This window comes from Microbacterium sp. M4A5_1d (assembly GCF_053345465.1).
In genome coordinates this window covers 107,386-131,316 of record NZ_JBKFAD010000001.1, presented here as the reverse complement: position 1 = coordinate 131,316, position 23,931 = coordinate 107,386, and the positions used below count along the sequence as shown (strand labels likewise).

The following is a 23,931-nucleotide window of genomic DNA, read 5'->3' as shown; positions in this document are numbered from 1 at the left end:
GGTGAACCCGTCGCGGTCGGAAGCCCGGCGCGCACGCATCCTGGGGATCGTCCTCGCGATCGTGTGCGCCGGCTTCGTCGTCGCCGCGATCGGCTCGCTGCTGGTGTTCCTGCTGCTCGGAGTCGAGCTCCCCTGGGCGGCTGTTCTGGTCTTCGCCGTCGCCGGCGCCGGCACTCTTGTGACGGTATGGCTCGTCGGCTGGCCGCTCCTGGCCACCCCGCCGCGCGAGGCGGCGGCTCAGGACGCCTTCGACGCGGCGGTCGAGGCCCAACGACGTCTGCTCGACGACGTGCGTCACGAGCTCAAGACACCGATCGCCATCGTGAGGGGGCACCTCGAACTCGTCGATGCCGATGACCCGGCGGATGTCGACGCCGTCCGCGAGATCTCGATCGGCGAACTCGATCGCATGACCCGCCTCATCGGTGACATCGATCTCTTGGCTTCGGTCGAGGGCGAGCGGTTCGCCCTCGACGAGGTCGACATCGAGAGCCTGACCCAGCGCGTGGTCGACCTCGTCACCGTCATCCCCGGGCACGATTGGGCCGTCGAATCGACGCAGCGCGGGATCATCCACGGCGACGCCGACCGCCTGCTCCAGGCATGGCTGCAGCTGGCCGACAACGCCGCCAAGCACACCCCGGTGGGAACCGCGATCGAGCTCGGCAGCGGCATTTACGCGGGCGCCTTCCACCTCTGGGTGCGCGACCACGGCCCCGGCATCCCGCCCGCGGCCCGGCATCGCATCTTCCGCAGATTCGATCGCGGCGGTCGCCGGCGGTCGGTCGGCGGCTCGGGTCTCGGCCTCGCCATCGTCGATGCGATCGCGAAGGGCCACGGCGGTTCCTGCACGGTCACGGAGACCGCGGGCGGCGGCGCTACCTTCACCATCACGATCCCGCTCCGCTCGGCCCGGCGCCTCCCTGCGCCGGTGCGGGCCGACGAGGTCGTCCTCCAGCGCAAGGAGATCGGATGACCCGCATCCTGCTCGTCGACGACGAGCCCCACATCATCGGCCTCCTGGAGCGTGCGGTACGCACCGCCGACATGGAGCCGCTCGTCGCCGAGGACGGTGAGACGGCGCTCGACCTGCTCGAGGGCGAGGATATCGACCTCGTCATCCTCGACGTCGGGCTTCCGGGAATCGACGGGTTCGAGGTACTGCGCCGCCTCCGCGCGTCCGGATCGGCCGTGCCCGTCATCATGCTCACCGCTCGGAGCGGAACGAACGACACCGTCGAAGGGTTGGATGCGGGGGCGAGCGACTACGTGTCCAAGCCGTTCGTCGTCGCCGAACTCCTCGCCCGGGTACGCTCGCGGCTGCGCGAGAGCGCGGGCCCGACGACCATGATCACCCGCGACGGCGTCAGCCTCGACATGCTGACCCGGCGTGCCACCGTCGACGGCCGCGACATCGATCTCTCCGCACGGGAGTTCGCGCTCGCCGAGCAGTTCCTCCGCCATGCCGGCGAGGTGCTCAGCCGCGAGACGCTGCTGAGCCGCGTCTGGGAGCTCGACTTCGACCCCGGATCGAACGTGGTCGACGTCTACGTGCGCTATCTGCGGGGCAAGGTCGGCGCCTCGCGCATCGTCACGGTACGCGGTGAGGGGTACCGCTGGGATTGAGGTCGGCCCCGGTCTTCCCGAGGCCGACCTCATCCGGGATCAGCTGAGTTCGCCCGCCTCGAGCAGATCCGTCACGAGCGCCGCGATCGCCGACCGCTCCGAGCGCGTGAGCGTCACGTGGCCGAACAGGTCGTGGCCTTTGAGCGTCTCGATCACGGAGGCGATGCCGTCGTGCCGTCCGACGCGCAGGTTGTCGCGCTGGCCGACGTCGTGGGTGAGGACGACGCGGGAGTTCTGACCGATGCGACTGAGGACCGTCAGCAGCACATTGCGCTCGAGCGACTGAGCCTCGTCGACGATGACGAAGGCATCGTGCAGCGAGCGACCGCGGATGTGCGTGAGCGGCAGCACCTCGAGCAGCCCGCGCGCGATGATCTCCTCGACCACGTTGCCCGAGACGACCGACCCCAGGGTGTCGAAGATGGCCTGACCCCAGGGGTTCATCTTCTCCTGGGCGTCGCCGGGAAGGTAGCCGAGCTCCTGACCGCCGACGGCGAAGAGCGGACGGAAGACGATGATCTTGCGCTGCTGCTGCCGTTCGAGCACCGACTCGAGGGCAGCGCACAGCGCGAGCGCTGACTTGCCCGTGCCCGCGCGACCGCCGAGCGAGACGATGCCGACATCCGGGTCGAGCAGGAGATCGATCGCGATCCGCTGCTCCGCCGAGCGTCCGTGCAGTCCAAAGACGTCACGATCGCCCCGCACGAGGCGGAACGAGCCCGGGCCCGTCACGCGCCCGAGGGCAGACCCCCGCTCGGAGTGGATGACGAGCCCGGTGTTGACCGGGACGCCGCGCACCTCGTCGCTCGTGGCGACCTCGCTCTCGTAGAGATCACTCATCTCGTCGCCGGAGAGGTCGATGTTCGCGATGCCGGTCCATCCGGAGTCCACGGCCTGCTCGGCGAGGTACTCCTCCGCGCTGATGCCCAGCGAAGCCGCCTTGACCCGCATCGGCAGGTCTTTCGAGACGACCGTGACCGGCTGCCCCTCCTGAGCGAGGTGCATCGCGACGGCGAGGATGCGCGTGTCGTTGTCACCCAGCCGCATCCCGGCGGGGAGCACCGAGGGGTCGGTGTTCGTCAGCTCGACCCGCAGGGTGCCGCCCTCGCCGACGGGAACGGGGAAGTCGAGCCGGCCGTGCTCGACCCGCAGGTCGTCGAGGTGGCGCAGCGCCTGGCGGGCGAAATAGCCGATCTCGGGATCGTGCCGCTTGCCCTCGAGCTCGGTGACGACCACGACGGGGACGACGACCGAATGCTCGGCGAAGCGGAACAATGCTCGCGGATCACTCAGCAGCACCGACGTGTCCAGCACGTAGGTGCGCAGCTCCTGGTCGAGCTCGCCACCTCCGCCGTGGATGACGCGACGCTGCTGCTCTGTTGCTCGTGCGGCCACAGCCCACTCCCCGCCTCGGGTGTCTCACCCGATTCACACGAGTCGACCAGGGGTCACGAGTCGTGAGGAGGCCGACTCGAACGGGCGCCGTGCCCGTTGCGATGACAGTACGGCGGGCGACCGGCAGCCCGCCAGCGCGACACGCCCGCGAAGGTTTCGCCAACGTGAACTCTGCGTGCCGTGCTTGGCGCGTCAGCCGCCGAAGCGGCGGTCGCGCGTCGCGAAGTCGCGAATCGCGCGCAGGAAGTCCACTTCACGCAGGTCGGGTCCGAGCGCCTCGACGAAGTAGAACTCGCTGTGCGCCGACTGCCAGAGCAGGAAGTCGCTGAGGCGCTGCTCGCCGGAGGTGCGGATGACGAGATCGGGGTCGGCCTGGCCACCGGTGTAGAGGTGCTCGCCGATCTGCTCGGGCGTCAGACTCTCCGCGAGCTCCTCCATAGATCCGCCGCGCTCGTGGTGGCTCGTGATGATGCTCCGCACCGCATCCACGATCTCGCCCCGCCCGCCGTAACCCACGGCGAGGTTGACGTGCAGACCGGTGTTCTCGCGCGTGCGGTCCTCCGCCTTGGCGAGCACGCGGGCGAGATCATCGGGCAGCTGGCCCGCGCGGCCCACGTGCTGCACGCGCCACCCCGGCTCGCTCGAGAGCGTCTCGGCCAGCTCGGCGATGATCTCGAGCAGGTCGGCGAGTTCGCGCGAGTCGCGCTTGGCGAGGTTGTCGTGCGAGAGCAGATAGAGCGAGACGACGCGGATGCCGAGCTCGTCGCACCAGCGCAGGAACTCGTGCATCTTCGCGGCTCCGGCGCGGTGGCCCTCGGCGGGTGTGGGGTAACCCGCCTGGCGCGCCCACCGACGGTTGCCGTCGATCATCATCGCGACGTGATGCGGAACGGTCTCCGGCGTCAGGTGCCGGCGCAGCCGGGACGCATACAGGCGATAGAGGGGTCCTCGTCCGCGGTTCGCAGCCACTCCCCTACGTTACTCCTCGCCCTCATGTGAACGCTGGCATATGCCAGAGCGTACGCTCGTGTTGTGACCCGACCCGCACCCGATGAGGGCGTCGAGATGCCCCAGCTTCCCCTATTGGACGCCGCTGCCGTCAGCGCTCAGGTCGAGCTGCGCCCGTCGTGGCGGGGCTGGATCCACGCGGCGACCTTCCCCGTCGCGATCGCCGCAGGCATCGTTCTGATCGTGCTCGCACAGGGCGCGCCGGCCAAGTGGGCGAGCGCCGTGTTCATGACCACCTCGCTGCTGCTGTTCGGCAACTCCGCGCTCTACCACCGGTTCGACTGGAAGCCGCGCACCAAGGCGATCCTCAAGCGGATCGACCACGCGAACATCCTTCTCCTGATCGCCGGAACGTACACGCCGCTGGCGGTGCTGGCCCTTCCCACCGAGCAGACGGTGCTGCTGCTGTCGCTGGTGTGGGGCGGAGCGATCGCGGGCATCTTCTTCCGCGTGTTCTGGATACACGCACCGCGCTGGCTCTATGTCGCGCTCTATCTCGCGCTGGGCTGGGCCGCGGTGATGTACATCGTTCCGCTGTTCCAGGCCAACGCCGCCATGATGATCCTGGTGATCATCGGCGGCCTGCTCTACAGCGGCGGCGCGGTGGTCTACGCGCTGAAGAAGCCGAACCCGTGGCCGGGCCACTTCGGCTTCCACGAGATCTTCCACGTCTGCACGGTCCTGGCATTCCTCTGCCACTGGACGGCGTGTCTCCTCATCGCGCTCGAGCCCGCGTATCACGCGGGCTGAGGTCGCGGAGGGACGAGGCCGACGGCCCCGTAGGTCAGCGCGTGTCGGCGTCCCGTTCGCCGCGAGCGGCGGCATCCTCTTCGTCGAGCTGCTCGCGCACCTCGGCACGGTATCGGCCCCGACGTACCCGTCGCAGCATGTCGAGCAGGAGGAGCACGACGGCGATCGTCAGGATCACGATCGCTCCGAAGCCCCACGGGCCGGGCGTGACCGACGTGGGGTCGACCGTGATCTCGGGGAGCGGTGTCGCCGCCGACGTGAGCCACAGGAGGGAGTTCATGGTTCCTCGATCTGCGCGAGAAGCGCTTAGCCTGGAACCACCAGCCTAATCCCGTCAGAACCACCCCGGAGACCGTCATCGTGACCACGCAGCTCAAGCTCGACCAGCGCTACGGTCGGACGCGTGAGAAGCGGTCCCGGCGGATTCTGATCGGTGCCGCTGCGGTGGTGGGGGCAAGCGTTCTCGGACTCGTCGCCTGGACGACCGTGACCGGCGCCATCGACTCCGTCGACACCGACGCGACCGGATTCCAGGTGATCGACGAGCACTCGGTGGTCGTCTCGTTCCAGGTCAGCGGCGCGCGAGACAAGCCGCTCGCGTGCGCCCTCGAGGCCCAGGACACCGAGCACGGCGTCGTCGGGTGGCGGGTCGTCGAGTATCCGGCCGCTGACGGTGTCTCACGAGCGTTCACCGAGACCATCCCGACCGTGGCGCTGGCGACCAATGGTTTGGTGACCTCTTGCTGGATCCCGTAGTCTAGGCATTTCTTGTGCGCCCCGGTCGGATGCCGGGGCGTTCGCCATAGGCGGCTGTGCGCCGCGCCAGTCCAAGGAGATCACATGTCGAACGACGCTCCCGTCACCTTCCTCACGCAGGACGCCTACGACCGTCTCGTCGCGGAGCTCGAACACCTCTCGACGACGGGCCGCGAGGAGATCGCCAAGCGCATCGAGGCCGCGCGCGAGGAGGGCGACCTGAAGGAGAACGGCGGCTACCATGCCGCGAAGGACGAGCAGGGCAAGCAGGAGGCGCGCATCCGCACGCTGCAGCAGCTGCTCAAGGACGCGACCGTCGGAGAGGCTCCCGAATCCGACGGCACCGTGCTCTCGGGCACCGTCGTCACCGCGCTCGTCGCCGGCGGCGAGGAGGTCTTCCTCCTCGGCAGCCGCGAGATCGCGGCCGGCTCAGAGCTCGATGTCTACAGCGAGGCGTCACCGCTCGGCGAGGCCATCCTCGGCCTCAAGGAGGGCGACAAGACCTCGTACACCGCGCCGAACGGGCGCGACATCTCCGTCGAGATCGTCAAGGTCGAGACCTACTCGGGCCAGTGACCCGCGAGCTTCGCGCCGGCGTCCGTCAATCGGCGACGACCGTCGGCGCGAAGCCGGCATCCTCGAGGATCGCGATGACCTGAGCGCGGTGCTCCTCACCCCGCGTCTCGACGCTCAGCTGGAGGATCACCTCGCTGATCTGCAGCCCCTGCCCGTGGCGGGTGTGCAGCACCTCGATGACGTTCGCGCCCGCGACCGACAGGAGCTCCGAGACGCGAGCCAGCTGGCCGGGCCGATCGGGAAGCGGGATCTGCAGCGTCATGTACCGACCGGATGCCGCGAGGCCGTGGGCGACGACGCGCTGCAGCAGCAGAGGGTCGATGTTGCCGCCCGAGAGCACCGCGACCGTTGGGCCCGACGCCGTCACCTTGCCCGCGAGGATGGCTGCGACACCCACTGCGCCGGCGGGCTCGACGACCTGCTTCGCGCGCTCGAGCAGCACCAGAAGCGCACGGGCGATGTCGTCGTCCGAGACCGTGACGACCTCGTCGACGAGCTCGCGGATGACCGCGAACGTCTCGTCGCCGGGGCGGGCGACCGCGATGCCGTCGGCGATCGTCGGGGTCGTCTCGACCGCGAGCGGCATCCCTGCAGCCAGCGACGATGGATACGCAGCCGCGTTCTCCGCCTGCACCCCGATCACGCGCACGCGGCGCCCCTCGGCGGCGGCGCGGCCCTTCACTGCGGCGGCGACGCCGGCGATGAGACCGCCTCCCCCGATCGGGATCAGGAGTGTTTCGATGTCGGGCACCTGGTCGACGAGCTCGAGTCCGAGAGTCCCCTGGCCCGTGATGACGTCGGGGTGGTCGAACGGATGGATCAGCACGGCACCGGTGCGCTCGGCGAATTCGGCGGCCAGGCGCAGGGGCGTCTCGACCGTCGCGCCCTCGAGCACGACATCGGCGCCGTAACCGCGGGTGGCGAGGAGCTTGGGGACGGGGACGCCGAGCGGCATGAAGATCGTCGCCCGGATGCCGAGCTTCTGCGCTGCGAGCGCGACGCCCTGGGCGTGGTTGCCGGCCGACGCCGCGACGACGCCGCGCCCGCGTTCTTCCTCGGTGAGGCGGGAGAGGCGGTAGGTCGCTCCGCGGATCTTGAACGAGCCGGTGCGCTGCAGGTTCTCGAGCTTCAGGTGCACGGGCACGCCCAGGAGATCCGAGAGGTGCTCGGAGTACTCCATCGGCGTGCGGGTGACGACGCCGTCGAGCACGGCCGCTGCGGCGTCGAGGTCGGCCGGAGTGGGTCCGGTCATGCGTTCTTCCTCCGGTCTCGGGGCACGGTGCTCCAGATCATCTCATCGGGCCGCGGGGCGACCCCGGTCTCCCACGAACGTCGCGACACGTAGAGCACGACGACGTTGACGAATGCGGCCAGCGGAACCGCGAACAGGGCCCCGGGAATGCCGGCGATCATCGCACCGCCGGCGACGACGATGACGACGGCGAGCGGGTGGACCTTCACCGCCGAGCCCATGAGGAGCGGCTGCAGGATGTGCCCCTCGAGCTGCTGCACGCCGAGCACGATGACGAGCATCCACAGCGCGATCCAGGGGCCGTTGTAGACGAGCGCGAGGAAGACGGCGAGGGCGCCCGTGACCACGGCCCCCACGAAGGGGATGAAGGCACCGAGGAACACGAGCACAGCGATCGGGGCCGCGAGCGGCACGCCGAGGAAGAGGGCGCCCAGACCGATACCGGTTGCGTCGATCGTCGCGACGAGCAGCTGGGTGCGCGCGTAGGTCACGACGGTGCGCCACCCCGTCCGGCCGGCGCCGTCGACCGCCGGACGAGCCTGACGGGGAAAGAGCCGGACGACCCAACGCCAGATGCGCCCGCCGTCGGCGAGGATGCACAGCAGGATGAAGAGCACGAGCAGCGCTCCGGTCGCGACGTGCCCCACGGTGGAGCCGATGGCGAGGGCGCCCGACCACAGGAGTGACGCCTGCTGTTCGAGGAAGCCCCAGCCCTGCTGGAGCAGACCGTCGATCTCCGTCGAGGTGAGATGGAGCGGACCGTCGATGAGGTACTGACGAAGTTGACCGACGGCTTCGACCGTTCTCGCCTGAACCGAAGACCACTGCCGGCTGATCTGCCAGATCGCGAGCCAGAGGAGGCCCGAGATGACGGCGATGGTCGCGAGCACGCTCACCACGATCGCCGCCCAGCGCGGCACACGATGCTCCAGCATCCAGAGCAGACCCGGCCAGAGCAGTGCCGCGATCAGGATCGCGATGAGCAGCGGGATGACGAGCAGCTTGAGCTGGATGATGATCCAGATGGCCACTCCCGCGGCGGCAGCGACCACGAGCAGCCGCCAGGAGTACGCCGTGGCCAAACGCAGGCCCCGGGGAATTCCCGTCGACGTCTCGGTGGCAACGGTTCGGGTGCGCAGGGCGTCGAAGAAGGACCGCCCGACCTTGTCGTCGCTCATCCGGCCAGTCTAAGACTGCGCCGCGGGCGCGTCCGACCGTCGGGGGCGGTCTCAGAGCGTGCGCTCAGAACTGCACGCGCGGCGGCTCCGCGATCGCCGCGCCGTTCTGAACCTCGAAGAACTCTCGTTCGGAGAACCCGAGGCTGCGCGCGAAGAGGTTGTTGGGGAACACCTTGATCTTCGTGTTCAGTTCTCGCACGCCGCCGTTGTAGAAGCGACGCGACGCCTGGATCTTGTCCTCGGTGTCGACGATCGCCTGCTGCAGCTGCAGGAAGTTCTGGCTCGCCTGAAGCTGTGGGTACGCCTCGGCGACCGCGAACAGCGACTTCAACGCCTGTTGGACGTGCCCCTCGGCCACTCCTGCCTCGGCTGGCCCGTTCGCAGACAGGATCTCGGCACGAGCACGGGTGACGTTCTCGAAGACCGCCTTCTCGTGCGCGGCATAGCCGCGCACCGTGTCGATGAGGTTCGGGAGAAGGTCCGCGCGCCGCTTCAGTTGCACGGTGATGTCGCTCCAGGCCTCGTCGACGCGGACGTTCAACGCCACGAGCGAGTTGTAGGTCGCCCACAGGTAGATGCCGATCACGGCAAGCAGTGCGACGATGACGATGACCGGGATCAGCCACTCCATTGCATGTCCCCCTTCTCCGCGACCAGTCTAACCAGGGCGTATCCGGCCGAACCGGCCACGCACGCGAACTCGCAGGTCTTACCCACCCGGGGCGAGCCGGGACAGGAGCACGGCGAGTTGAGACCGTTCGCTCTCGGTGAGCGGCGCGAGCACCGCACGCTCGGTCTCCAGATGGTCCGGGAGGACGCGGTCGACCACCCGGAGCCCCTTCGGGGTCAGGCGCACGATCTTCCCCCGTCCGTCCGCGGGGTCAGGATTGCGGCTGACGTAGCCCAGGCCCTCGAGCCGGTTCAGCCGCTGGGCGACGGCGCTCGAGGTGATCATGGCATCCGCCGCGAGCTCAGCGGGCGTCAGCTCATAGGGCTTCCCCTGCCGGGTGAGCGTCGCAAGCACATCGAAGGTCGCCGCGTCGATACCGTGACGCGCGAACGTGGCCGCGAGGCGCGCATCGACGGCGGCCGCCGCCCGCCCGAGCCGCCCGATGACCGCCATCGGGGTCACGTCGAGGCCGGGCCTTTCACGCGCCCACTGTTCCAGAATCCGGTCCACGCGGTCCATGCTCTCGATCCTACTGGCTAAGCACTGAGCTATATTGACTAAGTGCTTAGCAATCGGACCGCATTTGTTCCCCTGACCGCCATCGCGCCCCTGGTCTGGGGAACCACGTACCTGACCACGACGACGTTCCTTCCGCCGGGGCATCCGCTGCTCATCGCGACCATGCGCGCGCTGCCGGCCGGGCTGATCCTGCTTCTCGTGGCCCGGCGACTGCCCACCGGGTCGTGGTGGTGGCGCGCCTGGATCCTCGGAGCCCTCAACTTCACGGTCTTCTTCGGGTGCCTCTTCGTCGCCGCCGACCGGCTACCCGGCGGCGTCGCCGCCGTCGTCGGCGGGATCCAGCCGCTCATCGTCGCGATGCTCGGCTGGTGGATCCTCTCCGAGCGGCTGACCGTGCTGACGTCGATCGCCGGAGTCGCCGGTGTCATCGGCGTCGGGATGATCGTCGCGCCCGGAGGCGCCGACCTCGACCCGATCGGTATCGCCGCGGCGCTCGGCGGCGCAGTCTCGATGGCCGTCGGCACAGTCCTGACGAAGCGCTGGGGCGCGGGGCAGCCGCCGCTCACGATCACAGCGTGGCAGCTCGTCACGGGCGGGATCCTGCTCGCGGTGCTCACGGCGTTCCTCGAGCCGCTGCCGGACGCGCTTCCCACCGCGCCCGAACTCGGGGCCTACGCGTACCTCACGCTCATCGGCACGGCGCTCGCCTACCTGCTGTGGTTCCGCGGCGTGCGGGCGCTGCCGACGCGCCTTCCGGCGTTCCTGGGGCTGTTGAGCCCCGTCGTGGCGGTCCTGCTCGGGCTGCTCGTCGCCGGCGAGACGCTGAGCGCCCTCCAAGCCGCCGGCCTCGTCACGGTGCTCGCGTCGGTGACCGCCGCCGTCGCACAGCGCGGCCCGAAGATCCCCGACGTACCCCCGGTGGGACTCGAACCCACACTGAAGCGATTTTAAGTCGCCTGCCTCTGCCATTGGGCTACGGGGGCCCGGTCCCACGTTACCGGCCCCCGGGTGGCCGCTCGGGCCCAGGGGTGACCCTTCACCTGGCAGCACACGCCCACTCGCACCCCACGAAGCGGCGCAACCTGCCAACTGAGCGCACTGCGCAGAAACGACGAGGCCCCCGTCACCGTGCGGTGCGGGGGCCTCGTCGTGACGGGCGAAATCAGTTCGCGTCGACCTTGTTGTCCTTCTCGGCGGGAGCGACCGCTGCGGCGCCCTCGTCCTTCGCGACGCTCTTCGGGTCGATCGGCGGCTGCGGGTTCTCCGCGGCCGGCTGAGCGGGACGCGGACGCGCGGCGAACTCCTCGAACGCGGCGCGCGGGGTGAGCGTGCCCTGGAGCGCGACGTTGTCGCGGCCGAGCCAGAAGTTCATCCACCAGTCGCCGACGACGCGCCACTTGCGCTCCCAAGACGGCATCGCGAGGCCGTGGTAGCCGCGGTGCGCGACCCAGGCGAAGAAGCCCTTGATCGCGATCTTGCCGGACTGGAAGACACCGTTGCCGAGGCCGAGACCGGCGACTGCGCCGAGGTTCTTGTGGAAGTACTCGCGAGGCGTCTCACCGCGGAGAACCGCGACGAGGTTCTTCGCGAGCAGCTTGGCCTGGCGTACGGCGTGCTGCGCGTTGGGCACGCAGTACCCGCCCACGCCGCCGCCGGTGAGGTCGGGAACGGCCGAGATGTCACCGGCAGCCCAGGCGCCCTCGACGATCTCCTCGGGCGTCCCGACGCGCAGGTCGGCGCGCGTACGGATGCGACCGCGCTCCTCGACGGGCAGGTCGCTGCCGCGGACGACCGTCGGGTTCGCCATGACGCCGGCGGTCCAGATGATGACGTCGGTGGGAATGACCTCACCCGTCGACAGCGCGACGTTGCCGCCCTCGGCGCCCTGCACCTGCGTGTCGAGGTGCACGTTGGCACCCTTTTTCGCGAGGTCCTTGAGGACCCACTGGCTGGTCTCGAGGGAGACCTCGGGCATGATGCGGCCCATCGCCTCGATGAGGTGGAAGTGCGTGTCCTCGAAACGGAGCTGGGGGTAGCTCTTGAGGAGCGACGACGCCATCGCGCGCAGCTCGGCGAACACCTCGATGCCCGCGAAGCCGCCGCCGACCACGACGACGGTCAGCAGGCGGTCGCGCTCGGGACCGGCCGGCAGGTTCGCCGCGCGGTCGAAGTTCGTGAGGATGCGGTCGCGGATGGCCATGGCCTCTTCGACCGTCTTCAGGCCGATCGCGTTGTCCGCGATGCCCGGGATCGGGAACGTGCGCGAGACAGCACCGGCGGTCACGACGATCTGGTCGTAACGGTGCTCCCACGGCTCGCCCTGAGCGGGGGTGATCGTGGCGACCTTGTTCGCGTGGTCGATCTTGGTGACCTTCGCGTTGACGACGTTCGTGCGCTTGAGATGACGACGGAGGCCGACGACGACGTGGCGGCCTTCGATCTCACCGGCCGCGACCTCGGGGAGGAACGGCTGGTAGGTCATGTACGGCAGCGGGTCGACGATGGTGACCTCGGCCTCACCCTTGCGGAGGTGCTTCTCGAGCTTCCACGCAGTGTAGAAGCCGGCGTAGCCGCCACCGACGACGAGGATCTGGGGCACAGATGTGGACACGTTCGGAAGAACTCCTTGATCGGGGGCTCGGCTAGCGCGACGCGCGGGCCGATCGGATGCGCCGGACAGCAGCAGTGACGCCGAGCGCCACCAGTATAGCGGCGATGGTCACACCCACGAGCGGGACGGTCCCGTACAGGAGCGTGTTCAGGCTCGGCAGCAGCGGCGAACCAGCCTCGGACGGCGGATCCGCGGCCGGGAGCTCCGGAAGCGCGACCGGCGATGTCGAGGGTTGCGGCGCCGGCGCCTGCTCTGCCCGACGGTAGATGCGCACCCACTCGGCGAGATCACCCATCGGGTTCTCCGAAACCGCCGGAACGGCGGTGTTCACCGCGGCAGCGGCATCCAACAGTCCGTAGCCGTAGAGCGGGTCGGGCTTCGCCGAGACGCCGGGCACCGCGCGCGCGGTCTTGATGATGCGGTTGATGACGTTGTTCGCGTCGAGCCCGGGGTGCGCCGAGCGCACCAGGGCCGCGACGCCCGCGACGATGGGGGCTGCGCCACTCGTGCCGTCCCATACGACGATGCGTCCGTCGGCAGAAACCCCGAGCAGCCCCTCGCTCGGCGCGGAGATGCCGATCGTGATGCCTTGCGTCGAGGCCTCCTGACTCGCGAGCCCGCCTCGGTCGACGCCGCCCACCGTGAGCACACCCGGAATCGTCGCCGGCGCTCCGACGCGGTCGGTTCCGGTCCCCCGGTTGCCCGCGGCCACGACGACCACGACGTCGTGGTCGTAGGCGTACTGGAAGGCCGTGTCCCACGACGGGTCCCATTCGAGCAGGTTCGTCGTGAACGAGAGGTTGATGACGTCGGCCCCGTGGTCCACAGCCCACGTCATGGCATCGGCGACCTGCGTGGCGAACGGGATGTCGGAGCTGCCGCCGAAGCCGATCGAGAGCGACAGCAGCTTCGCCTCGGGAGCCACGCCGATCATCCCGGTGTCCGGGCCGGTGCCGCGGGATGCCGCGAGCGAGGCGACCCAGCTGCCGTGGTCGCGGTCGTCGCCTCCCACAGGAGTGCGGCCGTCGGCGCTGCCCGAGCCCGAGAAGTCCGCTCCGGCGGTGACCGCCCCCTCGAACTCGGCCGGTCCGCGTCCGATGCCGGTGTCGATGACCGCGATCGTCGTACCTGCACCGCGCGTGGTCTGCCACGCCGTGCGGATGCCGTAGTCGTCGAGCCAGTACTCCGCCTGACGCGCGGGGTCTGTCGGAGGCACCACCGCACCGGCCGTCGCCGTGGTGACGACGAGCACGCCGACGACGGCCGCGCGCAGAAGCCGCCCGACGCGCCGCGTCACGCGGCCACCCGGGGGTTCGCGCACGTGCACCGCTCGGGCGACCAGGTGGATCGCTCCAGCGCGAGGTCGCCGATGGGGTTGACCCCCGGCCCCGCCGCGAGGGCGTGGGCCGCGACGGCGTGCAGGCACTTGACGCGCGTCGGCATGCCCCCGGCGGAGATCCCCGCGATCTCTTCGACCTCACCGTACGCGGCGCGGTCGGCGAGGTACTTCTCATGGGCGCTCCGATAGGCCGCGGCGATGTCGGAGTCGTCGGCCAGCAGGTCGGAGAGCTCGCGCATGACGTGGGTCGCCTCGAGGGCCGACATCGCGGCGGTGGCACCGGGGTGGGTCAGGTAGTAGAACGTCGGGAACGGCGTGCCGTCGGGCAGCCGCGGCTCGGTCGACACGACCGTCGGGTTGCCGCACACGCAACGCGCCGCGATCCCCACCACGCCGCGCATCGGGCGTCCCAGCTGCTCGCGCATGACCTCGAGGTCGGCGTCGGTCGCGGGCGTCAGAGCGGGAGCAGTCACTCTGACAGGCTACCGTCCGCCGCTGGCCGACTCCTGGGGCGGCACGGCAGCGGTGCTCAGGGGCCGGTGGCTGCCGTTCGAGCGGATCCGCTGGTCACGACCGAGCGCACGAACTGCGACATCCAGTCGGTGCGGGTGCGTTCGACGTCGCTCGAGACTGCGGCCGGATCATCGGGCAGGGCGGATGCCGGCAGATCGTCGTCGATGAGGTAGACGACCTCGCCGGGACGGACGTAGTACAGGCGCTCGCGCGCCTGCGTCATGATGAAGGCCGGATCACGCCACTGCTCGCGCTCCGCGGAGAGGGCGTCGACCTCTTCCTGGCTGACACGGACCGATTCCTCCAGCGCTGCGATCTGAGCGCGCTGATCGAGGTAGGTGCTGACCGAGGGGACGAGCACGCACGCGGCCAGCACGACGAGCCCGAGCATGATGAAGGCGAAGCCCGACACGCGGATGCCGCCCATCCACTCGCGGACGTCCACCCGCCGCCGGGAACGAGGAGAGGGAGCCGTCGTCTTGACCACGGCTCCCCCTCTCGTCACGTTTCAGCGCAGATCAGCCCTGGAATCGCGGGAACGCAGCGCGGCCGATGAACTCCGCGGCGTCACCCAGCTCCTCCTCGATGCGCAGAAGCTGATTGTACTTCGCCACACGCTCCGATCGCGCGGGCGCGCCGCTCTTGATCTGACCGGCGTTGACCGCCACCGACAGGTCGGCGATGGTCGTGTCCTCGGTCTCACCCGAACGGTGCGAGAGCATCGTCGTGTAGCCCGCACGGTGAGCGACCGCGATCGCGTCGAGCGTCTCGGACAGCGTGCCGATCTGGTTGACCTTCACCAGCAGCGAGTTGGCGGCCTTGCGGCGGATGCCGTCGGCCAGGCGCGCCGGGTTGGTGACGAAGAGGTCGTCGCCGACCAGCTGCACCTTGTCGCCGAGCTTCTCGGTGAGGGCGGTCCAGTTGTCCCAGTCGTCCTCGGCGAGGGCGTCCTCGATCGTGACGATCGGGAAGTCGTTGACGAGCTGCACGTAGTAGTCCGTCAGCTGCTCGGCGTTCCAGTCCTTGTTGTCGAGGCGGTAGACGCCGTCGTTGAAGAACTCGGTCGCCGCGACATCGAGGCCGAGGGCGATCTCGGAGCCGGGCTTGAAACCGGCCTTCTCGATCGCCTTGACGAGGAACTCGAGGCCCTCGCGGTTGCTGGGCAGGTCGGGCGCGAAGCCGCCCTCGTCGCCGAGACCGGTGGCGTAGCCGGCGGCCTTCAGCTCGCCCTTGAGGACGTGGTAGACCTCGGTACCCCAGCGCAGCGACTCGCTGAAGGTCTCGGCGCCGATCGGCGCGAGGAAGAACTCCTGCATGTCGATGCCGTTGTCGGCGTGCTCGCCGCCGTTGATGACGTTGAACAGCGGCACGGGCAGGACGTGCGCGTTCGGGCCACCGAGGTAGCGGAACAGCGGCAGGTCGGCCGAATCGGCGGCCGCCTTGGCCACGGCGAGCGAGACGCCGAGGATGGCGTTCGCGCCGGTGCGCGACTTGTTCTCGGTGCCGTCGGTCTCGATGAGGATCTCGTCGATGATGCGCTGCTCGCTCGCGTCGACGCCCTCGATGGCGGGGCCGAGCTCGTCGATGACGGCGGTGACGGCCTTCAGCACGCCCTTGCCGCCGTAGCGGCTCTTGTCGCCGTCGCGGAGCTCGTACGCCTCGAACGCGCCGGTGGATGCGCCGGAGGGGACGGCCGCGCGCTGGACGATGCCGTCGTCGAGGAGCACCTCCACTTCGACGGTCGGGTTGCCACGCGAATCCAGAATCTCGCGTGCGCCTACAGCCTCGATCAGTGCCACAGGGGTACTCCTTGCTTGTGGAGGGTGAGTCGTGGAGCGTCGTCGGTCCACTCTGAGTCTAGTGATGACCGGAGCCGCCGCCACCGGGTCTGCCGGGACTATGACGCGGGGTCGACCCGCAGCGCGACCGCGATCCCGTCCCAGCCCTTGAGATCGAGCGTCTGCAGCGCGGTCGCCTCGAAGCGCGGATCACGGGCGAGCATCTCGAGTCCTCGGCGGGTGCCGGCCACCTGCTCGTCCTCCGTCGCCGGGTCGCTGACGCGGCCCGCACGCACGACGTTGTCGACGACGACGATCGCGCCCGGCCGGGTCAGCCGCGCGGCGTGATCGAGGTAGATCGTGTTGGATTCCTTGTCGGCGTCGATGAAGACCAGATCGAACTCCTCGTCGACGTCGGGGAGCACGTCCGCGCCGCGTCCGACGCGCACCTCGACGCGGTCGTCGACGCCGGCACGCGCGATGCTCGCTCGGGCGACCTCCGCGTTCCGGGGCTCGGCCTCGATGGTCAGCAGCCGTCCGTCCGCCGGCAGGACGCGCGCCATCGCGATCGTCGAGAAGCCGCCGAGCGTGCCGATCTCGAGGACCCGGCGAACGCCACCGATCCGGATGAGCAGCTGCAGGAGCTTGGCACTGAGCGGTGAGACCTCGATGGCGGGAAGCCCGGCCTCGCGTTGATCGGTGAGGGCGGCATCCAGATCCGGATCGGGCGTCACGAGAGTCGCCGTCAGGTATGCGTCGGTACGCCGCCAGCTGTCGGGAGTGGGGTCGGTCGTCATGCTCTCAGCCAACCGCACGGCGTCCGCGCGCGCCAGCATCCGCTCCGCCATCACCTCGTCGAGGGCGGCGGCGACCGCCGGGAGCAGCGCGTCAGCGGTGCGCCGGTACCCGAGTGCGCTCGGGTGGAATCGGTCGAGGGAGAACATCTCGTCCGGATTGTCGACGAACACCGGTCCCACAGCGCGGCGGAGTGAGACGACCCGCGCGCCGGCTGCCCGCGCCGCGGTCTCCTGAGCCTGCGCGAGCGCCCGCGACGCCCGCGATGCGAAGCTCCGCAGCGGCTGCGGGACCGGTCGGAGGGCCTCGAGGTCCGGACAGGTGCCCACCACGACCGCACACCCCCGAGCGCGCAACGTCTCGACGGCGTCGGCGAGGCTGCGAGCCGCGTCAGCGGCCGGGATGCGGTGCGTGACGTCGTTGCCGCCGACCACGATCACCGCGACATCGGCTGCGGCATCGTCGCCGAGGGCTGCGATCTGGTCCGGCAGCGTCGAGGACTCCGCGCCCACGACGGCGCCGGTCCGGAGCCGCACGGGGCGGCGCGCCCGCTTCGCCAGTCCGCGCGCGAGCCGTCCGCCGAGAGTGTCTTTCCGACGCTCGGCCCCGAGGCCCGCGGCGAGCGAGTCGCCGAGCATGACCAGACGCACCGGCTCGCCCGCATAGGAGCGGCGCCACAGCCGGTCGGCGTCGAGGGCGAGCTCACCCAGGGGCTTGCCGATTCGCTCTCGCGCGAGCGCGGCCTGCCGTGCCAGCACGACGCCCGAGGCCAGCGCGACGGCTCCAGCCGAGAGAACGGCGCCGCCGACGGCCGCGGCGATGCGCACGACAGGTGTGGTCATGACGCCAGCACAACACCGTCGAGTGAACGGGCGCGGAAGACTATCCGACGCTCGCGCGAACGACGTCGGGAGTCCCTCAGCCGATCGGGCGTGGCTCGACCGATCCGACGTCCTCCCCCGCACGCAGCGTGACGAAGGCGGCGTAGCCGTCGGCAGCGGCGCGCTCGAGCAGCGCCTTGAGGTTCTTCGGGCGCTGCTCGAGCCGCACCCGCGAACCGGTCGCGAGAAGGTGTGCCTTCGCGGCGAGGAGTTCGGGCAGCGGCACGTCACGATCGTGGACGAGCACGACGCCGGTGCGGTCATCGCCCGCCGACGAGCCCAGCAGGTCGACGAGCCGCTCGAACCCCAGCGAGAAGCCCACGGCCGGCACGTCCGAGCCGAGGAACCGGCCGATCATGCCGTCGTAGCGGCCGCCCCCGCCGAGCGAGTACGACACCGAGGGGTGCGCCAGCTCGAAGATCGTGCCGGTGTAATAGCCCATGCCCCGCACGAGGAACGGGTCGAAGACGAGCGGCACCTCGGTCGACCCGCCCCGCGCCGACCGCACGGCCTCGCCGATGCCGACGAGGTGCGAGATCACGTCGTCGCCCACGCCCTCGGGAAGTCGCGAGCGGATGCCGTCGGCGTCGAAGGCCGCGGCATCCGACTGCGGGCGGCGAAGGAACGCCTCGAACGCGTCCGCGGCGGCCGGGGTGGCACCACGCTCGCGCAGTTCGGCTACGACGCCGTCCGTCCCGAGCTTGTCGAGCTTGTCGATCGTGATGAGCACTCCCGGGCGCTCGGACTCGGCGAACCCGAACGTCGCGAGCATCGCATCGAGCACGCGCCGGTCGTTGATGCGCACCGACGCACCGGTCAGACCGAGCGCGTCGAGAGCGTCGAGGCTCGCCGTCATCAGCTCGGTCTCCGCTCGCGAGGTCGCGTCTCCGATGATGTCGATGTCGCACTGCACGAACTGCCGGTAGCGACCCTTCTGCGGCCGCTCGGCGCGCCACACCGGCGCGATCTGGATGGCGCGGAACACCGTGGGCAGCTCGGCACGGTGCGAGGCGTAGAAGCGGGCGAGCGGCACCGTCAGGTCGTAGCGCAGCCCCAGATCGGTGAGCGCGGCAGGGTCGTCCGCCGCGGCGCGGATGCCGTCGGCGTCGAGTCCGCGCGCGAGCACGTTGTACGCGAGCTTCTCGTTGTCGCCGCCGATTCCGGCGTGCAGACGTCCGTACTCCTCCATGACGGGTGTCTCGATCTCGTCGAAGCCGTGCGCTCGGTAGCGCTCGCGGACGACGGCGAGAACGCGCTCGCGGCGGGCTTTGTCGGCGGGAAGGAAGTCGCGCATGCCGCGCGGCGGGTTCACGGTGGGCACCGTCCTATCCTTCCAGGTCGGCGGCGGCGCCACTGGTGCCCTCGGCCTCGCGGATGTCGGCGCCCAGGGTGCGCAGTCGTTCGCGCAGGGCGCGCTCGGCATCCCAGCCCTGGGCGCGGCCGTGAGCGACGAGCGCGAGCAGCGCGTCACCGAGCCCGGCTTCGTCGGCGGGCGGTTCCGCGGGTGGCGCCGGTGCGGCAGACAGGACGGACTCCGACTTGGCGAGCATCTTCTGGGCCAGGGCGAGCGTCGGCATGTGGGCGGACACTCCGTCGAGCACACTCGTGCGCGCGCGCTTCTCGGCCGACTTCGCGGCGTTCCAGAGCACGAGCACCTGCTCGGGAGTCTCGGCCGTCGCGTCGCCGAAAACGTGGGGATGCCGCCGCACCATCTTCTCAGTCAGACCCCGGGCGACGTCGTCGATGTCGAACGGATCGGATGCCGCACGCGACGCGATCTCAGCGTGGAAGAGCACCTGCCACAGCAGGTCTCCGAGCTCCTCCCGGAGGTCGTCCACCGTGCCCGCCTCGACGGCATCCACCACCTCCGCCGACTCCTCGATGAGGTACGGGACGAGATCGCGATGGGAGATCTGCGCCGTCCACACGCATCGGTCGCGCACGGCGCGCATCGTCTCGGCGGCGTCACGCAGCGGATCGGACATCGGGCTCCTTCGTACGGGACGGTCCCAGGCTAGCCCCGCCGTAACACAGCGGCAGCCGACGGCGCGTGTGTGACGCCCGTGTCAAAGCGCGGTCGCGCGTGCCAGTACTTTGGAGGCATGCGCGAGCTGACCCGAACCGAAGCCATCGATCTCGTCGGCCGATACGAGGCCGAGCAGGAGATCCCCGAGGCGATGCGCGCCGACGTGCGGATGCTCGGCTCGATGCTGGGCCAGGTGCTGCGAGAGAGCGGCTCGCCCGGCCTCTTCGACGACGTCGAACGCCTGCGAGGCGCCACGATCCAGGCGTACACCGACGACTCCCCCGAGGCATTCGAGCGCGCGGCAGCCATCGCCGAGTCGTTCAGCGTCGCGCGTGCGGACGAGGTGGCACGCGCCTTCACCGTCTACTTCCACCTCGTGAACCTGGCCGAGGAGCACCAGCGCGTGCGCCTCCTGCGCGAGCGCGCGGGCATCTCCGACCAGGACAGCGCGAGCGACTCCATCCCCGCCGCATACGCGCAGCTGTCGTCCGAGGTGGGCGAGGACGAAGCGGCGCGCCGGCTGCGCGAACTGCGCTTCCACCCCGTCTTCACGGCGCACCCCACGGAGGCACGTCGCCGCGCGGTCTCGCAGAGCATCCGGAGGCTCGTGACCCTGCTCGAGACGCTCGAGAACTCCGCTGCCGGTGGCGCCGAGCACCGACGGGCCCGCCGCCGCATGCTCGAGGAGATCGACACGCTCTGGCGCACGTCGCCGCTGCGCGCCGAGAAGCCGACGCCGACCGACGAGGTCCGCGCCGTCATGGCCGTGTTCGACGACACCCTCTACACGACGATCCCGCTGGTCTACCGTCGTCTCGACGACGCCCTGCAGGGCGAGGTCGCCGGCAGCCGTCCCCCGGTGGTGGCGCCGTTCGTGCGTCTGGGTACATGGGTCGGCGGCGACCGTGACGGGAACCCCTTCGTCACCGCGTCGGTCACGAAGAAGGCCGCCGGCATCGCCGCCGAGCACGTGCTCCTCGGCCTTGAGCGCAGCACCGAGCGCGTCGGCCGCGGATTGACCATGTCGGGAGACACGACGCCCCCGAGTCCCGCGCTGCGAGCACTGTGGGATCGCCTCGCCGCGTCCGACGACGAGGGCGCCGCCGACGCCGTGAAGCGCGCCCCCGGGGAGCACCACAAGCGCGTCATGATGCTGCTCGCACGCCGCATCCGCGCCACCCGTGCGCGCAACGCCGACCTCGCCTACAGCGACCCCGAGGAGTTCCTCGCCGACCTGCGTGTCGTGCAGAGCTCGCTCGACGAGGCCGGCGCCAAGCGCCAGGCCTTCGGCGCGCTCCAGCAGCTGATCTGGGCCGTCGAGACCTTCGGCTTCCACCTCGCGGAGCTCGAGGTCCGGCAGCACTCCGCCGTCCACGCCAAGGTTCTCGCCGAGTGCGAGGCGGGCGGCGAGCTGAGCGATCTCGCGAACGAGGTCCTGGAGGTCTTCCGCACCATCTCGCAGGTGCAGAAGCGCTTCGGCCCGCGGGCCGCGGGCCGCTACATCGTGTCGTTCACGCAGTCGGCGGACGACCTCGCGAACGTGCACGCCCTCGCGCGTCACGCCGTCGGTCCCGACGGGACCCCGCCGGTCCTCGACGTCATCCCGCTGTTCGAGACCTTCGCCGATCTGCAGGCAGCTCCCGGAATCCTCGCCGAGATCGTCGACCACCCGGCGTTCGCCGCGCGCCTCGAAGCCACCGGCCGGCGCCTGGAGGTCATGCTCGGCTACTCCGACTCGTCGAAGGACGTCGGACCGGTCGCAGCCAACCTCGCCCTCTACGAGGCGCAGGCACGCATCGCCGCATGGGCGCAGGAGCAGCGCATCGAGCTCACTCTGTTCCACGGCCGCGGCGGCGCTCTCGGCCGCGGCGGCGGGCCCGCCAACTCCGCCATCCTCGCCCAGCCGCCGCACTCGGTCGACGGTCGCTTCAAGCTCACCGAACAGGGCGAGGTCATCTTCGCCCGCTACGGCGACCCCGACATCGCCCTGCGCCACATCGATCAGGTGGCCGCCGCGATCCTGCTCGCTTCCGCGCCGTCGATCGAAGAGCGCAACAGCCGAGCCGCCGAGCGGTATGCCGACGTGGCGGCGACGATGGATGCCGCCTCGCGCGAGCGCTTCTTCTCCCTCGTGAAGGCACCCGGGTTCGCCCCGTGGTTCGCCGCCGTCACGCCGATGGAGGAGATCGGCCTCCTCGCCCTGGGCTCGCGCCCGGCGCGCCGCGGGTTGTCCGTCGAGTCGCTCGAAGACCTGCGCGCGATCCCGTGGGTCTTCGCCTGGACGCAGGCGCGTATCAACCTCGCGGGCTGGTTCGGGCTCGGAACCGCACTCGAGGCGGTCGGAGACGAAGCGCTGTTGCGTGAGGCGTACCAGCAGTGGCCCCTGCTGCGCACGGTCATCGACAACGTGGCGATGAGCCTCGCGAAGGCCGACCCGCGCATGGCTCGTCGACACCTCGCGCTCGCCGACCGCGATGATCTCGCACAGCTCGTCGTCGACGAGATGCTGCTCACCCGCGACTGGGTCGTGCGCATCGCGGGAGGCGACGGTCTGCTCGCCAACAAGCCCGTGCTCCAGCGCGCCGTGAAGATGCGCAGCCCGTACGTCGACGCCCTCTCGCTCCTGCAGCTGCGGGCGCTGCGTGTGCTCCGCTCGACCGAGCAGGACGCACCCACCCCGCCCGAGTGGCAGCGCCTGCTGCTCATCACCGTCAACGGCGTCGCGGCGGGCCTCCAGAACACCGGGTGATCGTCATATGGCCGGGCGGGCACCGTCGTGCCCGCTAGCGTGGATCGGGTCCCGCCCGCTCGGCCAGAAAGCTCCACCATGACCGAACACCACGCTCCCCTGCCCTCCTCCGTTCAGCCGGTCTTCGACACCGTCCTCCAGCGCAATCCGAACGAGCCCGAGTTCCAGCAGGCCGTGCACGAGGTGCTCGAGGCGATCGCGCCGGTCGTGGAGGTCCAGCCCGAGCTCGCGCGCGAGGGCATCCTCGAACGTCTGGTCGAGCCCGAGCGACAGATCATGTTCCGCGTGCCGTGGCTCGACGACGCCGGCACGGTTCGCGTCAACCGCGGCTATCGCGTGCAGTTCTCCTCGGTGCTCGGACCGTACAAGGGCGGGCTGCGCTTCCACCCGACCGTGAACCTGTCGATCGTGAAGTTCCTCGGCTTCGAGCAGATCTTCAAGAACGCCCTCACCGGTCAGGGCATCGGCGGCGCCAAGGGCGGCAGCGACTTCGACCCGCACGGTCGCTCGGATGCCGAGATCATGCGCTTCTGCCAGTCGTTCATGAACGAGCTGTACCGCCACCTCGGCGAGCACACCGACGTCCCGGCCGGCGACATCGGCGTCGGTGCGCGCGAGATCGGGTACCTCTTCGGGCAGTACCGCAAGATCACCAACCGCCACGAGTCGGGCATGTTCACGGGCAAGGGCGTGCAGTGGGGCGGGGCCGAGGTCCGCACCGAGGCGACGGGCTACGGCGCGGTCTTCTTCGCGCAGGAGATGCTCGCCGTCGCGGGCGACTCGCTCGAGGGCAAGCGCGTCGCGGTGTCGGGCTCGGGCAACGTCGCGACGTACGCCATCGAGAAGGCGTACCAGCTCGGTGCGACCCCGATCACGGCATCCGACTCGTCGGGCACCATCGTCGACGAGGACGGGATCGACCTCGCCGTGCTCAAGCAGGTCAAGGAGATCGACCGCCGACGCATCTCGGCGTACCTGGACCACCGGCCCCGCGCGACGTTCATCGAAGGTGGCCGTCCGTGGCGCACCGCGGTCGACGTCGCCATCCCGTCCGCGACGCAGAACGAGCTCGACGGAGACGACGCCCGCGCGCTCGTCGACAGCGGCGTCCGGGTCGTCGTCGAGGGAGCCAACATGCCCTCGACCCCCGAGGCTGTCGACGCGTTCCGTGCGGCCGGAGTGCTCTTCGGCCCCGGTAAGGCGGCGAACGCGGGCGGTGTCGCGACATCCGCGCTGGAGATGAGCCAGAATGCGTCGCGCCAGCGGTGGGGCTTCGCCGACAGCGAGAACAAGCTCCGCGAGATCATGAAGAACGTCCATGACGCCGCATTCGCGGCCGCGGAGCGCTACGGCCACCCGGGCGACTACGTCGTCGGGGCGAATGCGGCCGGGTTCGAGCGCGTGGCGCGCGCGATGCTCGCCCAGGGCGTCATCTGACGCTGCCGCGGGGCGGGGCGGGGTGCGAGCCGGGTTAGGCTTTCACCCCGTGCCTTCCGATCCCTCCTCCCC

Annotated in this window: 23 protein-coding genes, 1 tRNA gene and 1 pseudogene; 8 read left to right on the top strand and 17 right to left on the bottom strand. The window is 70.1% G+C overall.

Going from position 1 to position 23,931, the window contains the following annotated elements:
• The first annotated feature begins 1 nt into the window (after nucleotide 1).
• A complete protein-coding gene (locus ACLBWJ_RS00555; RefSeq protein WP_181574278.1) occupies nucleotides 2-976 on the top strand; it encodes a sensor histidine kinase in 975 nt (324 codons plus the stop codon).
• Nucleotides 973-1,626: a response regulator transcription factor gene (locus ACLBWJ_RS00550; RefSeq protein WP_274177987.1), complete on the top strand. Its 654-nt coding sequence runs from the start codon at nucleotides 973-975 to the stop codon at nucleotides 1,624-1,626. The genes ACLBWJ_RS00555 and ACLBWJ_RS00550 overlap by 4 nt, the downstream gene beginning before the upstream one ends.
• Nucleotides 1,627-1,665: 39 nt before the next feature.
• On the opposite strand, the gene ACLBWJ_RS00545 is transcribed toward ACLBWJ_RS00550, so the two are convergent.
• Together ACLBWJ_RS00545 and ACLBWJ_RS00540 are read right to left on the bottom strand one after the other, a co-directional pair.
• Nucleotides 1,666-3,021 carry a PhoH family protein gene (locus tag ACLBWJ_RS00545; RefSeq protein ID WP_447659572.1) on the bottom strand — a complete coding sequence of 452 codons (1,356 nt, stop codon included), beginning with the start codon at nucleotides 3,019-3,021 and terminating at the stop codon, nucleotides 1,666-1,668.
• A 192-nt stretch (nucleotides 3,022-3,213) separates the two neighbouring features.
• Entirely contained in the window at nucleotides 3,214-3,990 is a 777-nt protein-coding gene (locus ACLBWJ_RS00540) for an isoprenyl transferase (protein WP_274177988.1), read from the bottom strand.
• A gap of 96 nt (nucleotides 3,991-4,086) precedes the next feature.
• Here ACLBWJ_RS00540 and trhA point away from each other — a divergent pair, with 96 nt between their 5' ends.
• Nucleotides 4,087-4,779, top strand: a complete 693-nt coding sequence (gene trhA, locus ACLBWJ_RS00535; protein ID WP_274178043.1) for a PAQR family membrane homeostasis protein TrhA — start codon at nucleotides 4,087-4,089, stop codon at nucleotides 4,777-4,779.
• A gap of 34 nt (nucleotides 4,780-4,813) precedes the next feature.
• Here the strand turns inward: trhA and ACLBWJ_RS00530 are convergent, their stop codons facing one another.
• Nucleotides 4,814-5,059, bottom strand: coding sequence for a hypothetical protein (locus ACLBWJ_RS00530; RefSeq protein WP_112618023.1), 246 nt, complete (start codon nucleotides 5,057-5,059; stop codon nucleotides 4,814-4,816).
• Nucleotides 5,060-5,139: 80 nt separating this feature from the next.
• On the opposite strand from ACLBWJ_RS00530, the gene ACLBWJ_RS00525 reads away from it, so the two are divergent.
• Both ACLBWJ_RS00525 and greA read left to right on the top strand, forming a co-directional pair.
• Nucleotides 5,140-5,535, top strand: a complete 396-nt coding sequence (locus ACLBWJ_RS00525; protein WP_112618022.1) for a DUF4307 domain-containing protein — start codon at nucleotides 5,140-5,142, stop codon at nucleotides 5,533-5,535.
• An 84-nt stretch (nucleotides 5,536-5,619) separates the two neighbouring features.
• On the top strand, nucleotides 5,620-6,111 hold the full coding sequence (gene greA / locus ACLBWJ_RS00520) for a transcription elongation factor GreA (RefSeq protein ID WP_112618021.1): 492 nt from the start codon (nucleotides 5,620-5,622) through the stop codon (nucleotides 6,109-6,111).
• 25 nt (nucleotides 6,112-6,136) lie between these two features.
• Here greA and ilvA read toward each other — a convergent pair whose 3' ends face one another.
• The 4 genes from ilvA to ACLBWJ_RS00500 all read right to left on the bottom strand — a co-directional run bounded on the left by ilvA (nucleotide 6,137) and on the right by ACLBWJ_RS00500 (nucleotide 9,730).
• Entirely contained in the window at nucleotides 6,137-7,363 is a 1,227-nt protein-coding gene (ilvA, locus tag ACLBWJ_RS00515) for a threonine ammonia-lyase (protein ID WP_447659571.1), read from the bottom strand.
• On the bottom strand, nucleotides 7,360-8,541 hold the full coding sequence (locus tag ACLBWJ_RS00510; RefSeq protein ID WP_112618019.1) for an AI-2E family transporter: 1,182 nt from the start codon (nucleotides 8,539-8,541) through the stop codon (nucleotides 7,360-7,362). Before ACLBWJ_RS00510 ends, ilvA begins: the two co-directional genes overlap by 4 nt.
• 64 nt (nucleotides 8,542-8,605) lie before the next feature.
• A complete protein-coding gene (locus tag ACLBWJ_RS00505; RefSeq protein WP_112618018.1) occupies nucleotides 8,606-9,172 on the bottom strand; it encodes a LemA family protein in 567 nt (188 codons plus the stop codon).
• A gap of 78 nt (nucleotides 9,173-9,250) precedes the next feature.
• Nucleotides 9,251-9,730, bottom strand: coding sequence for a MarR family winged helix-turn-helix transcriptional regulator (locus tag ACLBWJ_RS00500; protein WP_447659570.1), 480 nt, complete (start codon nucleotides 9,728-9,730; stop codon nucleotides 9,251-9,253).
• Between the two features lie 42 nt (nucleotides 9,731-9,772).
• Here ACLBWJ_RS00500 and ACLBWJ_RS00495 point away from each other — a divergent pair, with 42 nt between their 5' ends.
• On the top strand, nucleotides 9,773-10,681 hold the full coding sequence (locus ACLBWJ_RS00495) for an EamA family transporter (protein ID WP_447660071.1): 909 nt from the start codon (nucleotides 9,773-9,775) through the stop codon (nucleotides 10,679-10,681).
• Here ACLBWJ_RS00495 and ACLBWJ_RS00490 read toward each other — a convergent pair.
• From ACLBWJ_RS00490 to ACLBWJ_RS00445, 10 genes and pseudogenes are all read right to left on the bottom strand, one after another.
• A tRNA-Leu gene (locus ACLBWJ_RS00490) sits at nucleotides 10,641-10,713 on the bottom strand. The two genes, ACLBWJ_RS00495 and ACLBWJ_RS00490, sit on opposite strands and share 41 nt — an antisense overlap.
• 179 nt (nucleotides 10,714-10,892) lie before the next feature.
• Nucleotides 10,893-12,329, bottom strand: a complete 1,437-nt coding sequence (locus ACLBWJ_RS00485; RefSeq protein WP_112618016.1) for an NAD(P)/FAD-dependent oxidoreductase — start codon at nucleotides 12,327-12,329, stop codon at nucleotides 10,893-10,895.
• A 43-nt stretch (nucleotides 12,330-12,372) separates the two neighbouring features.
• Nucleotides 12,373-13,638 carry a S8 family serine peptidase gene (locus ACLBWJ_RS00480; RefSeq protein ID WP_447659569.1) on the bottom strand — a complete coding sequence of 422 codons (1,266 nt, stop codon included), beginning with the start codon at nucleotides 13,636-13,638 and terminating at the stop codon, nucleotides 12,373-12,375.
• Nucleotides 13,635-14,105: a DUF501 domain-containing protein gene (locus ACLBWJ_RS00475; RefSeq protein ID WP_274178046.1), complete on the bottom strand. Its 471-nt coding sequence runs from the start codon at nucleotides 14,103-14,105 to the stop codon at nucleotides 13,635-13,637. Before ACLBWJ_RS00475 ends, ACLBWJ_RS00480 begins: the two co-directional genes overlap by 4 nt.
• A 104-nt stretch (nucleotides 14,106-14,209) precedes the next feature.
• The gene (locus ACLBWJ_RS00470; protein WP_240309863.1) at nucleotides 14,210-14,680 is read right to left on the bottom strand and encodes an FtsB family cell division protein; all 471 of its coding nucleotides are present in this window, start codon (nucleotides 14,678-14,680) and stop codon (nucleotides 14,210-14,212) included.
• Between the two features lie 31 nt (nucleotides 14,681-14,711).
• Nucleotides 14,712-15,992 (bottom strand): phosphopyruvate hydratase, encoded by a 1,281-nt coding sequence (gene eno / locus ACLBWJ_RS00465; protein ID WP_023950384.1) that lies wholly within the window; start codon nucleotides 15,990-15,992, stop codon nucleotides 14,712-14,714.
• 98 nt (nucleotides 15,993-16,090) lie between these two features.
• The gene (locus tag ACLBWJ_RS00460; protein WP_274178047.1) at nucleotides 16,091-16,768 is read right to left on the bottom strand and encodes an O-methyltransferase; all 678 of its coding nucleotides are present in this window, start codon (nucleotides 16,766-16,768) and stop codon (nucleotides 16,091-16,093) included.
• 96 nt (nucleotides 16,769-16,864) lie between these two features.
• Nucleotides 16,865-17,404 (bottom strand): annotated as a pseudogene (locus ACLBWJ_RS00455) (SGNH/GDSL hydrolase family protein); the annotation flags it as partial.
• 280 nt (nucleotides 17,405-17,684) lie between these two features.
• Complete coding sequence (gene hisS / locus ACLBWJ_RS00450) at nucleotides 17,685-18,941, bottom strand: histidine--tRNA ligase (RefSeq protein ID WP_282502580.1); 1,257 nt, start codon at nucleotides 18,939-18,941, stop codon at nucleotides 17,685-17,687.
• A gap of 31 nt (nucleotides 18,942-18,972) precedes the next feature.
• Nucleotides 18,973-19,632 (bottom strand): MazG family protein, encoded by a 660-nt coding sequence (locus ACLBWJ_RS00445; RefSeq protein ID WP_274177993.1) that lies wholly within the window; start codon nucleotides 19,630-19,632, stop codon nucleotides 18,973-18,975.
• 117 nt (nucleotides 19,633-19,749) lie between these two features.
• Here ACLBWJ_RS00445 and ACLBWJ_RS00440 point away from each other — a divergent pair, with 117 nt between their 5' ends.
• Both ACLBWJ_RS00440 and gdhA read left to right on the top strand, forming a co-directional pair.
• Nucleotides 19,750-22,422 carry a phosphoenolpyruvate carboxylase gene (locus ACLBWJ_RS00440; RefSeq protein WP_323985786.1) on the top strand — a complete coding sequence of 891 codons (2,673 nt, stop codon included), beginning with the start codon at nucleotides 19,750-19,752 and terminating at the stop codon, nucleotides 22,420-22,422.
• A gap of 78 nt (nucleotides 22,423-22,500) precedes the next feature.
• The gene (gdhA, locus tag ACLBWJ_RS00435) at nucleotides 22,501-23,859 is read left to right on the top strand and encodes an NADP-specific glutamate dehydrogenase (RefSeq protein WP_274177995.1); all 1,359 of its coding nucleotides are present in this window, start codon (nucleotides 22,501-22,503) and stop codon (nucleotides 23,857-23,859) included.
• Nucleotides 23,860-23,931: the final 72 nt, after the last annotated feature.